This window comes from Sulfurimonas sp. CVO (assembly GCF_009883775.1).
GTDB classification, from domain to species: Bacteria; Campylobacterota; Campylobacteria; order Campylobacterales; family Sulfurimonadaceae; genus Sulfurimonas; species Sulfurimonas xiamenensis.
The window spans coordinates 1,174,405-1,189,824 of the sequence record NZ_CP033720.1; the positions used below are offsets into that span (position 1 = coordinate 1,174,405).

The window sequence follows — 15,420 nt, forward strand, 5'->3', positions numbered from 1 at the left end:
CATTTTATGAAAACCATCACTTTTATTGGTAACGGAAATATGGCTCTTAGCATAGCTAAAGGGCTGCGACATAACTATAAAATAGAGGTTGCAGGAAGAGATATTGAAAAATTAAACAAATTTGAAAGCGAATTGGGTGTTACAATAGAAAAAGCTTTAATGGATGATTTTAATATAGAGGGCAAAACAGTTATGTTTTGTGTTAAACCTGCCAATGTTGAAGAAGTTGCTATTAAATTAAAAGGAAAAGCAAGAGTTGTCTACTCAGTTCTTGCAGGAACAAAAGTGCAAAAATTAAAACAGCATTTAAATTCTGATGCGGTTGTAAGATCTATGCCAAATTTAGCAGCAAGTGTCGGCAGATCTATGACTACGCTTACGGGAGACGAAGCATTTAAAGAAGAAGCGGAGGAGCTGCTAGGAGCGATAGGAACGACACTTTGGCTTGGAAGTGAAAAGGAGTTAGATATCGCAACTGCGCTTGCCGGAAGCGGTCCTGCTTATCTGTGCCTTATCTCTGAAGCGCTTGCAGACGGAGCCGTTAAACAGGGAATGAAAAGAGCAGATGCGATGGCAGCAATGCGCGGTCTTTTTGGCGGTTTTGGCGAACTTATACAAGAGATACATCCTGCTATTTTAAAAGATGGTGTTATGAGTCCGGGAGGAACTACTGCTGCCGGTTATGGAGCTTTAGAAAATGGCAATGTACGAGCTTCTTGTATAGATGCTATTGAAAAAGCTTATAAAAAAGCGACTGAACTTTAAACATTTTTTCTGCATGTGTTATGCATGCAGAAAAAAAATTACAAAAATTTTAAAATCTCTTTTTCGATATCCTCTTTTTCTATAACAGTTTTTTGAACTATTTCTTTACTAAAGAGTTCTTTTATCATCGATGGAATCTCTAATTTTGCTTCATTTGAAATGGAAGCAAGCGCTTTAATATCTTGAGCATCCACTTCACCTGTAAGCGCATTTGCAATTACTGGAGAAAACTTTGTCCACTCAGCAGTAGAGTAAGCGATAGTTTTTATTTTAGGATCTGAGCATGTTTCATAAGATTTCATACATGTAGCAGTATGAGGATCCATTAAATAACCATTTTTTTGAAATGTTTTTTTAATATACACTTTTCCCTCATCACCTGTACAAAAGTCAGCATCAAAACTCTCTTGAAGCTGTGCCAATTCATCAGATGTTAATTCATAAAAATTCTTCTCTTCAAGATTTTGCATAAGCTCTCTTGTTCGTTGATATCCAAACATATCATACAAAACTCTTTCAATATTTGAAGATTTTAGTATATCCATTGCCGGAGAAGTCGTACTCACTACATGTAAGTCTCTTAAATCATACTTTCCGGTTTTAATCAATTTTGTTAAAACATTATTTTCATTTGAAGAGATAATTATTTTTTCAACAGGCAAGCCCATTTTCCATGCATAATACGCTCCAAGAGCATTGCCAAAATTTCCGCTTGGAACATTTAGATATACTTTTTCGCCCATTGTTATAGCTTTTTGGCGAACGAGTTCCAAATAACTGTGAATATGGTAAATTATTTGAAAAATTATACGCCCGAAGTTTACAGAGTTTGCTGCTGAAAGAAGTATATTTTTCTCTTTTAATGCTTTTTTAAACTCTTCAGATGCTAAAAGTCTCTTAAGCGCATTTTGCGCATCATCAAAAACTCCGTTAATTCCGATTACTTTTAGATTTTTTGCATCTTCTGTTACCATTTGAAGTCTTTGAACATCAGAAGTTCCGCCATCTGGATATAAACAAGCGACTTGCACATTTGAGCGATTTTTAAAAGTCTCAAGTGCCGCAGGACCTGTATCACCGCTTGTTGCAGCTAAAATCAAATAATGCTCGCCTCTTTTTTGTGCGATGGAAGAGAGAACAACACCAAAAGGTTGAAGCGCCATATCTTTGAATGCTCGAGTAGGCCCATGATAAAGTTCACTTATATAAAGGTTCTCTTTTACTTTGACAACCGGTACAGGATTTTCTGAGTTGTCAAATTTATCATACAGATCCAGAGCCTCTTTTATAACATAACTATCTATATCAATTTCAAAACGATTTAACAAATCAAATGCCAAATCTTTATAAGAAGAGTTTACATGTTTATTTAAAAATTCTCGTCCTAAATCAGGTAAGTTCTCCGGCACATAAAGACCGCCAAAAGAAGCGATTGGACTTAAAATAGCTTGTGAAAATGTTACGCTTGGAGGAGTGTTTTTATCGCATCCGCGAGTTTGAATAAAGTTCATAATCTATACACCTAAAAAATTTTTTCAATTATATCGAAAAAACATTGAATACTCTAGGTAATAGACACTATTAAATTATAAACTTTTCAAGTTTTTAATGATGGCGATTTTGTTTATGATTTTTGGTTTTTTTATCATAACGCAAAAAAGAGATTAAAATTGCAATTAAAATAAAAGTTGCAACTATTTCATACCCTATAAGCCAAACCACAAAAAAAGCATTTATGTCCAAAAGCATAAAGTTGCTAAAATTTCCTTTTGCTACATAAAAAAACAAAAATACAGCACCAGTAATATATGGAATTGTTATAAGATAAAGAGTATAAAAAAATCCTTCATACCCCTCAATCGTAAAAAAATAGTCACTCAAATCAATCTCTTGGGAAGTAAATGACGGATGTTTGTTAAAACTTTCTCTACTGCTCACTACTCACTCTTTCATCAAAATAAAAATAAATAAAATAGATGTAAATTAATTCATTATATTAAACTATGTTAACAGAATATATATTAAATCTATTTAAAAAACTCATTGAAACAATCTTATCGGATTAATATGATATGATTTTTGAGTAACTTCAAAAATCAATTCATCACTAATTCTGCCGATTGTATACCCTTTTTTTATTTTTACGCCCTTTTTTATATCAGGAGATATTTGAGACAAATTTGCGTATATTGTATGTAATCCATCATCATGTTCAATAATTACAATATTGTTTAGCACCGGTGTTTTATCGGCATATATTACTTTGCCGTTAAAAACAGTTTTAACTTTTGTATTTTTTTCATCTGATTTTAAAGATATTGATTCATTAAAAACTTTTATACCGTATATAGGATCAATATATGTACCATATTTTTTGGTAATTCTATATGGACTAAAAGGCGGAATAGTTTTTTTACCTTTATAATATTTTGTTTTTATAGCTTGATAACTGCTTCCAACTGATTTTACTTTTGGCAAATTATCATCTGAAATAATATCTTTTGCATCAAATGCTTGGGCTCTTTGCGCCTCTTCTTCAGCTCTTTTGAGCTCATTTATTTTAATAATATTTAATTGAGATAAAGTTTTTTTCAACATATCTTGCTTGTTCAAAATTTCTTTAAGCTCTTGCTTATAAGAAGATTTTGCTATATTTAATTTTTTTAATGACTCTTCATTCTCTTTTTGCGCTCTTACCAGCTCTTTTCTTTTTGTATCAATGGTGTTTATGGCAATCTCTAAAGATTCAACCTTTTTATTTAATACATCTATATCTTTAGAGTTGTTATAGAACTTTTCATTTAGTTCTTTTATCTTTATTTTGGCATTTTTATGCATAAGATCAAGAACCTCATACTCAATAAGCGAATCTTCACCGGCGGTATATTTCTCTTCTAAAATTATTGACAAAGAGACACTTTGAGCTATTGTAGAAATAAGCTCTTTTTCCAATTTTTCTCCATCTTTTTTTAGTCTGTTTTGAAAAATTTTCAACTCTTTTAGCTGGCCAATATTCTCTTTATGAGAACTCTCTTTATCTAAAAGCTCCTCTTTTAACTTTTTCAAACGCTCCTGTTGTGCTTGAATCTCTTTTTTCTGCAATAAAATTGCTTCTGCTGTTTCACTCATTTTCTTATTGATCTCTTGTTGAGTTTGAGAAAAAGAGCTTATTTGAGAACTTGTTTTTTCTATTTTAACATCAACACTTGTTCTTGCTTGTAAATGCAGACATATTAAGACAGATACAATAATAAAACGCATCATGCTTCTTCTTTATGTCCCAAAACTATAAGAAATGCTAAAAGTATTGAAATAGATATAGCAATACTTAAAAGAAATAAAAAATCATCTATGGGATTAAATATAACTATCTTTATTCCAATATTGCTAAACTGATCTATCAACCAAGGAGATGATGAAAGATAGATAAACATTCCAAAAGCTAAAAAACTCGCTATCAATGCATCAACTATGGCAAGCCTAAAAAGTACAGCTGAACGAAGCCATAAAGCTGCACCGAAAAATCCCATAATTGTCATTCGTTCATTATGTTTATATTGCCAAATTTTCAGTTCTTTCATTATCAATAAAACAGTAACAACAAAAACTACAAAAGCAAAAAGCGCAACAACATTTTTAAATAAAAGCAAAAGCTTGTATGTAGTATCATGAGCATAAGAAAAATCTTCTACTTTTGTTATATTGCTGCTGTTTAATAAGTCGCTTCTTAATTTTTTGACTTCCTGCGGCGTTGGATAATAAGCAAGACTTAATTTGTAAAACTTTGGTAATGTATTTTTTAAAAGTTCTCTATTTTCACTTGTCATATCACTGCTGAATTTCTCTATTACAGCATCAGGTGAAAGTTCTTGCACGCCTGCTATTAATTTATTTATACTTAAAATATCACTATTAGCCAAAGGCTTTTTGCTAACTGCTATAACAGAATAAATATTTGCCAGATTTGTTTTATATGCTTCAATTGAACGATCAATAATAAAAAACGCCTGTATAGAAAACAATATACTCAATAGTGCAATTACTAATGAAAAATGGTTCTTAACAGACTTCATGTATACTCCCATATTCTATATGAAAATGTTTATAATCGATATTTAAATTTTGCGGAATATGATGTGTGACAACTATAACTGTAGTATTTAGCTGTTCATTCGCGCCCTCTAGAAGATTCCAAATTAACTGTGAAGAGTATTCATCAAGATTGCCTGTAGGCTCATCAGCTAAAATCATAATAGGATTATGAGCAAGTGCTCTAGCCATTGCAACTCTCTGTTGCTCGCCACCGCTGAGTTCAAGCGGATATTTGCCTGATTGATGATTGAGTCTTACATGTTTCAATAGTTTATCTACTTGATTATTTGCAACACTTTTTACATACCCGCTAATAAGCAAAGGAAGCATAATATTTTTATCGATGGTCCACTCTTTTATTAACTTATAATCTTGAAAAACAATTCCTATATGTCGTCTTAAAAAATTTAGTTTTGAGCGTGAAACACCTGCAAGTTCAACACCCCCGACTATAAGACTTCCCTGCTTTGGCTTTAATGCTCCAAAAAGAGATTTTAAAAGTGTTGATTTTCCGCTGCCGCTTGCTCCCGTTATAAATACAAAACTGCCAGAGTTTACTGAAAAATTTACTTTATTGATAATAGTTTCATTATTTGAATAAGATAATGAAAGATCTTTGGCCACAATAACTCTATCCATGAAGAACTCTGTTTAAAAATTGATGTGCCGCAAGATTGCTTTTTGATTTTAAAGGAGAGTTTGGATAGTAAAATGCTTTATCTTTTTTAACAATAACATAAAGATGTTCAGGCTTGTCAAAACTGCCCATTGACATACGAAGCATTATCCCATCTTTTAACATATAAGTTCTCTCAAAATGAATAAATCCACCATTAAATTTTTTTATCTCTTTATGAAGTTTTAAAATTTCTTCAGTTGAAAGTTTTACTTCTGAAAAATTAAAATCACCTTTTAAGATTAACTCGGAAGACTCTTCATCATTTATCATAGTCAAATCATAAATGTTTTTTTCCATCTTTTTCCATCGGTCTTCATACTTGCTTGTTACTGCAATATCTCTGTTTTTATTTATATAAAGTGTTGTTTTTTTAAAAGCTATAAAAGTTTCATAAGAGTAAGCATAATAGTTTTCACTATCCGTTCTAAGCTCTAAAGTTCCTCCAACTTTTAAGATACGATTTGCTTCTTCAATAAATGCAGTGGAGATAACCCTTCTATGAGGTTTTTTATCCCATGGAACAGGAAAATGCACATAAATTTTTCCTACAATATTTGATGGTACTAGTTCCATAAAAAGTCTTGCATCATAGTTTAATACAAGCAAATTATCAAGATTTTTAATTGTTATCTGTTTTAATACCTGCTCAATTGAGGGGTGATGTATCTCTATACCGATAAAAAGAGTATCTGGATTGTTTATAGCTTGATGAAGCAGATGACGGCCTGAGCCGAAACCAACTTCAATACGAATTTCTCTGTTTTTTGGAAAGTTTGTTGCAAAATAGTTTATATCTTTGAGCGCTGTAACCTCTTGAAGATGAATATTTTTTTGATTTTGCGGCACATTTGAAGAGAGCACATTTAAATGAGCTGCTTTTGCATAAGACAAAAGAGCCTTATGTACATTATATATCGAAGCAGGTCTTGTTAATTTGTCACTTTTTAATAAACTCTTTCCATTTTCATCTTTAACCAATAAAAAAAACTCATTTTCATCTACTTTAACTGAAATTAGTTTCTCCTCTTTATGGTTAATATTATCAGCTATAAAATTAAATAAAACTCCATCTTCTTGCGATGGAAACTCTGTTTTTTTAAACTCTTCTATATGTAGGTGTGGCATTTATTCTCGTTTTTAATTAAAATCTTGTATTGGTATTATTATCTCTTCATCTGCTTTATTTACATCTACAGAGTTATTTTGTTGTAATGTTTTTTCTGTATTGCTCAAAGTGTTTTTTTCTGTCTTGTCTTCGATTTTTAACTCGATTTCTATACTCGGTTCTGACTTAATACCATGAGTGTCAATTGAAAACACTTTGTAATAGTATGTTTTACCGGCTTCAATTTCTGAATCAATAAATTGAGTGCCTTTTATATTTTCAAAATCTTCAATTGAACTTTCAATAAAACTTTTTTTATATCTTTTTTGAACAGTAAAACTTTTATCTCTTGAATCTGAACTCACCCAAGATATGGTAACTTTACCATTAACTAATTTTGCTTCAACCAAAGAGGGTGATTTTGGTTTAATCAAAGTTTTACCTAAAACTGAATGATTTTCATAAGCACTTTCTAGTTTATCTTTATCAAAAACACTCACTCTGTAAAAATACTCTTTACCATCTTCTTCAATCAAATCAACATATGAATTCTTTTTTGTATCAATAACTACCTTATAACTCCCATCAATACTAGAAGATCTATAAAGTCTATATACTAAAAAATCTTTTGTATCGCTCTCTTCCCATTTAATTTCAATTTTTTTTGGTAAATCGGTTGAAGCGGTTATTTGTGTCAGCTCTTTTGGCAGTTTTTTTGTCACAACTGTAACTTCCTGACTCGGTTTTGAGACGAGATTGTCAAATGTAACTGTTTTAATACGATATTTATATGTATAATTATCTTTTAAATTTTTATCTATATACTCCGCATTTAATCGCCCATTTACCGTTGCTATATCTCTCCAAATATCCTCTTCGAGAGTTTTTCTTTGAATTATATAAGCTTTTACTTTCTGATTTGTATGCGGCCGCCAAATTATTTTTGCACTTCTTGGCATGCTTCCTATACTATGAAGCCACGCTACAGACTCCATTAACGGCAAAGAAGATATTGTAGTTATTTTGCTTTTTTTTGACTCAGCATTGGCACTGTAAGTTTTAAAATAGTATCCATATTTTGAATTTGGTTCTACATTTGAATCAAGATAATGAGTAGAAAAACGATTATCAACCGTATCATAATATTCATCACTATCCACTTTTGCATTGTCTAAATCAATTTTATATATATACACACCCTTTACTCTTGGATCTGTTATAAGTTCCCACTCAAATGCTATTGCGTTAACATCAGCTATAGTCCCGTTGTTGGTAAGCTTAACAATAGGCAGTGTATCATCTACAACCGCCTCTTTTTTTGGTGTTGGTTTTGCACCACAACCGCTAAGAATTAGCAGTGAAGCTGTACATAATGTGATTAATGTCCATAATTTCATCTATTTGCTCCTTATTAAATTTCTTATTTATATATCCCATCATCTTTTCATCAGGCAACACGGCAAAAGAGAGTTTCTCTTTGCTCTTGGGATGAACGAAGTATATTATATACGCATGAAGCAAAATTCGTTCTGATTTTTCTTGTTTTGGGCTTAAAGAGTAGATATGATCACCTATTATGTGACGATTTATACTCTCTAAATGAACACGAATTTGATGCGTTCTTCCTGTGAAAAGTTTACATGCGACAAGCTGGTTTTTCTCATCATTTGATAATGCTAAATTTTTAAAAACTGTTTTAGCATATTTTCCGTGCTCCTGACAAGCCATTTTAAGTCTATTATTTGAACTTCTGGCAATGGGGCACTCTATCTGAGTTAAATCATTTTTAAGAGGAGGATTAATAACCGCCAAATAATATCTACCCATACTTTTATCTTGAAGTTGAGCAGATAAAAATTCATGAGCTTCATTGTTTTTTGCTATTACCATAGTTCCGCTTGTACCTTTATCAAGTCTGTGAACTATACCATGGCGTTCATCTCCGCTTATTGTAGAGAGTCTTATCCCTTTATGCTTTAACCAGTCAACAAGTGTCGCTTCTTTTACACTGGGCGCAGGATGGACTGTAAGTCCGCTTGGTTTGTTTATAACCAAAACATCATCATCTTCATAAAGTGTCTCAACATGAAAATCAATATCTAACGCCGGTTTTGTTTCAACATCAGGAAAATTAACTTTAACTACTTGATTTTCTTTTAGTTTAACACCGCATCGAGAAACTATTTTTTCATCAACATACACACACTCTTTTTTAATTAACTGTGTAATTTGTGAACGACTTTGCCCGATTTCTAACGCTAAAAATGTATCAAGACGCTGGGCTTCGTTGCAAATATAACTCTTTTTTTCATTCAAATTTCTAACCTTTATGATACAATTTCTAAAATTTTATGGAGTTTCAAACTTGTGGAGAATTGATAAGCGTATTTTAGCACAATTTGATTTTATTTCCATTATTCTTATCATTCCGTTAATTCTTACTTCAAACTGGCTTATAGGCGAAGTTGTGCCTGCTCTTGCACAAAAGCAGATGGCTTATGTAGGTATCTCTTTTTTAGTTTTTTTAGTTGTTTTTTTCCTTCCGATTCGCAGAATGAGCTGGCTTATTCCCCTTATATACTGGATTAGCATAGGGTTGCTTTTTGCAGTTGAATTTTTTGGTCATGCAAGACTCGGAGCACAAAGATGGATAGAAATACCTTTTATAAATGCTACCATTCAGCCATCGGAATTTGTAAAACCGGCACTGATTTTAATGCTTGCATACCTTATTAAAAAAAGTCCTCCGCCCATAAACGGCTATAGACTAAAAGAGTTTTTAAAAATTAGTATTTACATACTGTTGCCATTTTTTTTAATAGCAAAAGAGCCTGATTTAGGCACTGCTATTATTCTTCTTCTAGTTGGCTACGGGGTGCTGTTTTTTATAGGGGTGCATTGGAAAATATGGGCAGTTATTATTGGTTCAATTGTGCTTCTTTCCCCGCTTGCTTACAAATTTTTGCTTCATGATTATCAAAAAGTCAGAATCAAAGATTTTCTTAGCGAAAAACCTTCCTATCATGTTCAGCAATCTATCATTGCAATAGGCTCAGGCGGACTAACAGGCAAGTCAAAAGATGAAGCAACACAGACCCAAATGAGATTTCTTCCCATTGCCACAAGTGATTTTATCTTTGCGTTTTTAGTTGAGAGAAGCGGATTTTTAGGGGCTTTGAGTATTATACTTATATATGTATTGCTTATTTTGCATCTTATGAGTTTAAGTATTTTTAACACTGATTACTACATAAAAGTTGTAACTATAGCAACATCATTTATGATTTTTATCTATATGTCTGTAAATATTTCAATGACTATAGGATATGCTCCAGTTGTCGGAGTTCCTTTGCCAATGTTTAGTTACGGTGGAAGCAGTTTTATAACTTTTGTTATTCTTTTTGCAATAATGCAAAATCTTATAGCATTTAGATATAAAGACATGTACGACGAAAGAGGGAAAAAAAGTTTTTTATAATTGATTTTAAAAAAAAGTAGTGGCGCGGTGGACGAGACTCGAACTCGCGACCCCCTGCGTGACAGGCAGGTATTCTAACCAACTGAACTACCACCGCGCATTTAAATTATGCTTTTTGCTTTTCTCCGCGTTAGAACCTTTCGCTAAATCGTCACATAGTCCAACTATGCTCCTCATTCACTCAAGAATCCGCCTTGATTAAAACAAAAATCAAGAATTTTATAAATTACTAATTGTCACTATAAAAATTATCTGTATAACAAAATCGAACTAGTTCGATGAGCTTTACGCTGAGTAAAACCTAGTGTTAACGCAGTAAAATGGACTTTGTTCATTTCGCGTACAAATAATGTTATGGTGGGCACTACTGGACTCGAACCAGTGACATCTACCTTGTAAGGGTAGCGCTCTACCAACTGAGCTAAGCGCCCTAAAATTATGCTTTTTACTTTACTATTCGTTAGAACCTCTGTTCCATTCGTCACATAGATTTACTATGCTCCTCATTCCGCAAAGAATCTGTCTCAATTAAAGTCAAAATCAAGAATTTGAAATCTATTCTATTTATAACACCAATAAGTGGCGACCCCTAAAGGATTTGAACCTCTGTCCCTACCATGAAGTGATAGTGTCCTTGGCCACTAGACGAAAGGGTCACTTTCATTTAAAACAAAAGGCTTTGTAAAAAAACTTGTTTTTTTTGTATTAGACAAGGCAAATTTTGACGAAGCATAACAAACTATGCGAGTTTAAATTTAACGCAGTATAATCAAAAAAATGGTGGGCACTACTGGACTCGAACCAGTGACATCTACCTTGTAAGGGTAGCGCTCTACCAACTGAGCTAAGCGCCCTAAAAAAGTGGCGCGGTGGACGAGACTCGAACTCGCGACCCCCTGCGTGACAGGCAGGTATTCTAACCAACTGAACTACCACCGCGCATATGTAAAATGGTGTCCTGTGATGGATTCGAACCATCGGCCACATCATTAAAAGTGACGTGCTCTACCAGCTGAGCTAACAAGACATTTTCTCCTAAATGTTTAAGAGGTCGAAATTATAGACAAATAGGTTTTAATTGTCAAGATAAAAAGAGAGAAATTTAAAAAAACATCTCTTTATCCATCAGTAGAAGCATTTTAATGGCAAAAAGTACACTTTGATGTTGAATATAGTTCCTGTCTCCATTGAGATTTAAGTGAATTTCTTTATGTTTGATTTTACTTCTTACTCCTATGTATACAGTACCTACCGGTTTATATTTGGTTCCTCCGCTATCACCTGCAATTCCGCTTATAGATATGGCATAATCAGCGTTACTTACATTTAGTGCTCCTTCACTCATTTCCAAAACAACTTCGCTGCTTACTGCTCCATGTTTTTCAAGTGTATCTGCATTTACTCCAAGCCAACTCTCTTTGATATTGTTTGCATATGTTACCAATGAACCATCAAGTATCTTTGAAGCTCCATTGTTTTTTGTAAAATAGTAGGTTAAGAGTCCACCTGTACAACTCTCAGCGAATGAGATCTTTTTTTTGTGTAAAGAGAGTCTATCTATAATATAGCTCTCTATACTCTCTGCTGCAATAATCTTATTTGGAAACAACTGCTTAACAGAGGCAATAAATTGAGATATATCACCATATTTTTTACTTCTGATATTAACAATAAACCACCCTTCAATAATATCAACTATATCTATTTTTACATCATATGTTTGTGCAACCGGAGCAATTAAAGAGATCATATGTTCTCTATCATTTTCATCAAACAGATGCATAATATATTTTGTTTCTTCAAAATTTAATAACAATTCTGGAAATTTTTCCATTTCATCTATATGCAAAACATTTGTAGTTGAATTTTTATACTCCAAAAGATAACTTCCTTTCTCATATAAAGAACTATTTGAAGGTATTAACATATCATCTTTTAAAACTTGATTATCACTTGTAACTGTACAGATAAGTTTTCCTAAAGTTGAGAAATGCTGTTTTGTAGTTATAATTATATATTTGTCTGTAGAGTGAAGTTCTCTTTCTAGATATAAAAAAAGTGAGTTGTCACTCTCTTTAAAAAAAGTTATTGAGTTTATAAAATCAGCTTTTTGCTCAATTTTTCTAATAATGTACTCTTTTAACGCTCTATTGTATATAAACTTATTGCCTATAAATAGAAGATGCAGTTTCATGGTATAAACACCCTTTTTATAAAAATTATTTTCTCTATTATAATACTATTTAAATATTTTAAAGTAGCTTTTAAACCCTCAAAGGATATAATGCAAAAATTTTACACTATTTGGGACAAATATGGATTACAAAGATACGCTACTTTTACCAACCACTGAATTTGCCATGAGAGGCAATCTTATCAACAATGAACCAAAAAGATACGCTTCTTGGGATGAGAAGAAAGTATATGAAAAGATGAAAGCCAACCGCAAGGATGCTAAAAGCTTTACTCTTCATGACGGTCCTCCATACGCAAATGGCAATACGCACATCGGTCATGCACTCAACAAAATCTTAAAAGATATAATCATAAAACATAACTATTTTAACGGCAAATCAGTGCGTTTTACTCCGGGTTGGGATTGTCACGGTCTTCCAATCGAACAGCAGGTAGAAAAAAAAGTAGGCGGCAAACAGAAAAAAGAGCTTCTTGGTGCCGCAAAAGTAAGAGAACTTTGCCGTGCCCACGCGTCTGAGTTTGTCAATATCCAAAGAGAAGAGTTTAAAAAGCTTGGCATCATCGCCGACTGGGAAAACCCTTATGTAACTATGGATTATAAATTTGAGGCAAACATCTACCGCACTCTTTGCAATGTTGCAAAAAAAGGTCTTCTAATCGAGCGAAGCAAACCTGTTTTTTGGTCATGGGCTGAGAGAACGGCACTAGCTGAGGCTGAAGTAGAGTATGAAGACAAAGAGGATTACTCAATCTTTATCGCGTTTGAACTAAGCGATGATGCAAAAGCGAAACTCTCTATAGATTCAAAAGCAGCTTTAGTTATTTGGACGACAACTCCATGGACGATACCTGCAAACACGGGAATATCACTCAACCCTGATGAGGAGTATGTTCTAACGACAACAGGATACATCGTTGCCAAAAAACTTCTGGAGTCTCTAAAAGAGCAAGGCATCTTAGGCGGCGATATCGCTAAAACTTTTCATGCAAAAGAGTTTGAGAACCTTCTCGCACTAAACCCGCTAAACGGCAGAACTTCCCGCATAGTTCTTGGCGAACATGTTCTAGTTGAAAACGGTACAGGGTGCGTCCACACGGCTCCGGGACACGGTGAAGATGACTACCGCATTGGTCTTGTTTATGACCTTGAAGTCGTTATGCCGGTTGATGAGACGGGATGTTATGACAACACACTCGTTAGGGATGGTTTGATTCCAAATGCAGAGGAGTTTGTGGGGCGACATATCTTTAAATCTAACGAAGATATTATCGCTCTTATGGGAGAGAGTGTTATACATGTTTCAAAGTTTAAGCACTCCTACCCACACTGCTGGAGAAGCCACACGCCTCTAATTTTCAGAGCGACAAAACAATGGTTTATCAGCGTAGATGGAACACCTAGCGGTGAAGACAAAACTCTTAGACAAATTGCTCTTGATGAAGTGGAGAAGACTCTTTTTTACCCTCAAAGCGGTAAAAACAGACTTAGATCAATGGTTGAAAACCGTCCCGACTGGTGTATATCGCGTCAAAGAGACTGGGGAGTTCCAATAGCGTTTTTTAGAGTAAAAGCAACAGGCGAAGTCCTTCTTGATGAGAAGGTTTTAAACTTTACGGCAATGGTATTTGAGATGCACGGAAGCGATGCGTGGTACTCTATGCCGACAGAGCAGCTGCTCTATCCGGGTGCAGGATACAGCGCTGATGAACTTGAAAAAGTAACGGACATCTTGGATGTTTGGTTTGACAGCGGCTCTACATGGTATTCGGTTTTAAAATCCCGCAACTACGATGCAGGCGAATATCAGGCAGATTTATATGTTGAAGGAAGCGATCAGCACCGCGGCTGGTTCCAGTCATCAATGTTTTTAAGTGCGGCGATCGAGCACAAAGCGCCATACAAAGGGGTCCTTACTCACGGTTTCACGGTTGATGAAAAGGGTGAGAAGATGTCAAAATCTAAAGGAAATGTAGTAGCTCCTGAAAAAGTTTTAAAAGAGTACGGCAGTGAAATTTTGCGTCTTTGGGTTGCTTCAAGCGACTATCAGGGAGACCTCAAAATCTCTCAAGGCATCTTAAGACAAACGGCTGAAAACTACCGCAAACTGAGAAACACTTTTAGAATTATGCTTGCAAACATAAATGACCTTAAAGCTATAACACCATATGAAGAGATGGGTGAACTTGACAAGTGGATTTTAAGTGAAGCAAAAGAGGTATTTGATGCGGTTCACAAATCATTTAGCGGTTATAACTTTGTAAATGGAATGAACCTACTCAACAACTTTATCGTAAATGAGTTAAGCGGAATTTACATCGACATCACAAAAGATTCTCTCTACTGCGACGGTAAAAATGACGCGAAAAGAAATGCAAGCCAGAGTGCAATGGCTATCATAGCTAAATCTCTTTTAGGATTAATCGCGCCAATACTTACTTACACAGCAGATGAGATAGTAGAGAACGCTCCTGCTATCATCAAAGGCGACAAAGAGGACATTTTTGATTTTGTCTATGAGAGTATCGAAGATGTAAAATCTGAGTTCAATGTTGATTATATGTTTGCTGCCAGAGAGAGTTTTTACGAAAAAGTAGATGCTCTTAAAAAAGAAAAAATCATAAAAAACACACTGGAGTTGGTACTCTACACAGAGTCAAAAACTGCTCTTAAAATGGACAAAACAGAAGCTGAAGACTGGTTCGTGGTATCTGGCGTTATAGAGGGCGAAACATCTGAAGAACTTGGGACATTCAGCGTAGATGGCGATACATTTATAATAGCAAAAGCGACAAAAGCAAAATGTCCTAGATGCTGGAAATACCAGTCAGAAAATGAAGAGAGCACCTGCCCAAGATGTTCAAAGGTTTTAAATGCCTAACTTTGCCGAACCTATATCTTTTACATTTATCGCAGCAACCATAGCTGCGATATTTGTCATAATTGGCATCGGAATAGCGCTTGTCAAACTAGGGAAAAAGTCCAGAAATCCAAATAATCAATAGCTACTTTTTTACTTCTTTTATTTATCTCTAAAAATCATTGATAAGCAAGGTTAATGTTTTTATTCAGCCTATATATGCTACAGTATTTTTTATATAAATACT

13 protein-coding genes and 6 tRNA genes are annotated in these 15,420 nt (G+C 33.9%); 4 read left to right on the forward strand and 15 right to left on the reverse strand.

The window, feature by feature from the left end:
* Positions 1 to 6 precede the first annotated feature (6 nt).
* Positions 7 to 765, forward strand: a complete 759-nt coding sequence (locus CVO_RS05905; protein WP_159570805.1) for a pyrroline-5-carboxylate reductase — start codon at positions 7 to 9, stop codon at positions 763 to 765.
* Positions 766 to 803: 38 nt separating this feature from the next.
* Here CVO_RS05905 and thrC read toward each other — a convergent pair whose 3' ends face one another.
* The 8 genes from thrC to CVO_RS05945 form a co-directional block, all read right to left on the reverse strand.
* The gene (gene thrC / locus CVO_RS05910) at positions 804 to 2,276 is read right to left on the reverse strand and encodes a threonine synthase (protein ID WP_159570808.1); all 1,473 of its coding nucleotides are present in this window, start codon (positions 2,274 to 2,276) and stop codon (positions 804 to 806) included.
* A gap of 94 nt (positions 2,277 to 2,370) precedes the next feature.
* A complete protein-coding gene (locus tag CVO_RS05915) occupies positions 2,371 to 2,703 on the reverse strand; it encodes a hypothetical protein (RefSeq protein WP_159570811.1) in 333 nt (110 codons plus the stop codon).
* A 102-nt stretch (positions 2,704 to 2,805) separates the two neighbouring features.
* Positions 2,806 to 4,029 (reverse strand): murein hydrolase activator EnvC family protein, encoded by a 1,224-nt coding sequence (locus CVO_RS05920; protein ID WP_159570814.1) that lies wholly within the window; start codon positions 4,027 to 4,029, stop codon positions 2,806 to 2,808.
* Positions 4,026 to 4,838 carry a cell division protein FtsX gene (locus CVO_RS05925; RefSeq protein WP_152299116.1) on the reverse strand — a complete coding sequence of 271 codons (813 nt, stop codon included), beginning with the start codon at positions 4,836 to 4,838 and terminating at the stop codon, positions 4,026 to 4,028. Before CVO_RS05925 ends, CVO_RS05920 begins: the two co-directional genes overlap by 4 nt.
* Positions 4,825 to 5,496 (reverse strand): cell division ATP-binding protein FtsE, encoded by a 672-nt coding sequence (locus tag CVO_RS05930; protein WP_152299115.1) that lies wholly within the window; start codon positions 5,494 to 5,496, stop codon positions 4,825 to 4,827. The genes CVO_RS05925 and CVO_RS05930 overlap by 14 nt, the downstream gene beginning before the upstream one ends.
* Complete coding sequence (trmB, locus tag CVO_RS05935) at positions 5,489 to 6,661, reverse strand: tRNA (guanosine(46)-N7)-methyltransferase TrmB (RefSeq protein WP_159570817.1); 1,173 nt, start codon at positions 6,659 to 6,661, stop codon at positions 5,489 to 5,491. The genes CVO_RS05930 and trmB overlap by 8 nt, the downstream gene beginning before the upstream one ends.
* Positions 6,662 to 6,673: 12 nt before the next feature.
* Positions 6,674 to 8,038, reverse strand: coding sequence for a fibronectin type III domain-containing protein (locus CVO_RS05940; protein ID WP_159570819.1), 1,365 nt, complete (start codon positions 8,036 to 8,038; stop codon positions 6,674 to 6,676).
* On the reverse strand, positions 7,986 to 8,957 hold the full coding sequence (locus CVO_RS05945; RefSeq protein ID WP_152299112.1) for an RluA family pseudouridine synthase: 972 nt from the start codon (positions 8,955 to 8,957) through the stop codon (positions 7,986 to 7,988). The genes CVO_RS05940 and CVO_RS05945 overlap by 53 nt, the downstream gene beginning before the upstream one ends.
* A 49-nt stretch (positions 8,958 to 9,006) precedes the next feature.
* Between CVO_RS05945 and CVO_RS05950 the strand changes: the two genes are divergently transcribed.
* A complete protein-coding gene (locus CVO_RS05950; protein ID WP_159572184.1) occupies positions 9,007 to 10,119 on the forward strand; it encodes an FtsW/RodA/SpoVE family cell cycle protein in 1,113 nt (370 codons plus the stop codon).
* A 20-nt stretch (positions 10,120 to 10,139) separates the two neighbouring features.
* Here CVO_RS05950 and CVO_RS05955 read toward each other — a convergent pair.
* The 7 genes from CVO_RS05955 to CVO_RS05985 form a co-directional block, all read right to left on the reverse strand.
* Positions 10,140 to 10,216: transfer RNA gene (locus CVO_RS05955), tRNA-Asp, on the reverse strand.
* A 258-nt stretch (positions 10,217 to 10,474) separates the two neighbouring features.
* Positions 10,475 to 10,550, reverse strand: a tRNA-Val gene (locus CVO_RS05960).
* Between the two features lie 149 nt (positions 10,551 to 10,699).
* Positions 10,700 to 10,775: transfer RNA gene (locus CVO_RS05965), tRNA-Glu, on the reverse strand.
* Positions 10,776 to 10,897: 122 nt separating this feature from the next.
* Positions 10,898 to 10,973 (reverse strand) — tRNA-Val (locus CVO_RS05970).
* 8 nt (positions 10,974 to 10,981) lie between these two features.
* Positions 10,982 to 11,058: transfer RNA gene (locus CVO_RS05975), tRNA-Asp, on the reverse strand.
* A gap of 12 nt (positions 11,059 to 11,070) precedes the next feature.
* Positions 11,071 to 11,146 (reverse strand) — tRNA-Lys (locus CVO_RS05980).
* 75 nt (positions 11,147 to 11,221) lie between these two features.
* Positions 11,222 to 12,313: a CinA family protein gene (locus tag CVO_RS05985; RefSeq protein ID WP_159570822.1), complete on the reverse strand. Its 1,092-nt coding sequence runs from the start codon at positions 12,311 to 12,313 to the stop codon at positions 11,222 to 11,224.
* Between the two features lie 121 nt (positions 12,314 to 12,434).
* On the opposite strand from CVO_RS05985, the gene ileS reads away from it, so the two are divergent.
* Positions 12,435 to 15,194, forward strand: a complete 2,760-nt coding sequence (gene ileS, locus CVO_RS05990) for an isoleucine--tRNA ligase (protein ID WP_159570825.1) — start codon at positions 12,435 to 12,437, stop codon at positions 15,192 to 15,194.
* Entirely contained in the window at positions 15,187 to 15,318 is a 132-nt protein-coding gene (locus tag CVO_RS09890; RefSeq protein WP_256365626.1) for a hypothetical protein, read from the forward strand. The genes ileS and CVO_RS09890 overlap by 8 nt, the downstream gene beginning before the upstream one ends.
* Positions 15,319 to 15,420 lie beyond the last annotated feature (102 nt).

Excerpts from the sequence above, each read along its gene's own strand:
- CVO_RS05940 (WP_159570819.1), bottom strand. The coding sequence starts at position 8,038 with ATGAAATTATGGACATTAATCACATTATGTACAGCTTCACTGCTAATT.
- CVO_RS05985 (WP_159570822.1), bottom strand. The coding sequence starts at position 12,313 with ATGAAACTGCATCTTCTATTTATAGGCAATAAGTTTATATACAATAGA.
- CVO_RS09890 (WP_256365626.1), top strand. The coding sequence starts at position 15,187 with ATGCCTAACTTTGCCGAACCTATATCTTTTACATTTATCGCAGCAACC.
- CVO_RS05930 (WP_152299115.1), bottom strand. The coding sequence starts at position 5,496 with ATGGATAGAGTTATTGTGGCCAAAGATCTTTCATTATCTTATTCAAAT.
- trmB (WP_159570817.1), bottom strand. The coding sequence starts at position 6,661 with ATGCCACACCTACATATAGAAGAGTTTAAAAAAACAGAGTTTCCATCG.
- ileS (WP_159570825.1), top strand. The coding sequence starts at position 12,435 with ATGGATTACAAAGATACGCTACTTTTACCAACCACTGAATTTGCCATG.
- thrC (WP_159570808.1), bottom strand. The coding sequence starts at position 2,276 with ATGAACTTTATTCAAACTCGCGGATGCGATAAAAACACTCCTCCAAGC.
- CVO_RS05920 (WP_159570814.1), bottom strand. The coding sequence starts at position 4,029 with ATGATGCGTTTTATTATTGTATCTGTCTTAATATGTCTGCATTTACAA.
- CVO_RS05925 (WP_152299116.1), bottom strand. The coding sequence starts at position 4,838 with ATGAAGTCTGTTAAGAACCATTTTTCATTAGTAATTGCACTATTGAGT.
- CVO_RS05905 (WP_159570805.1), top strand. The coding sequence starts at position 7 with ATGAAAACCATCACTTTTATTGGTAACGGAAATATGGCTCTTAGCATA.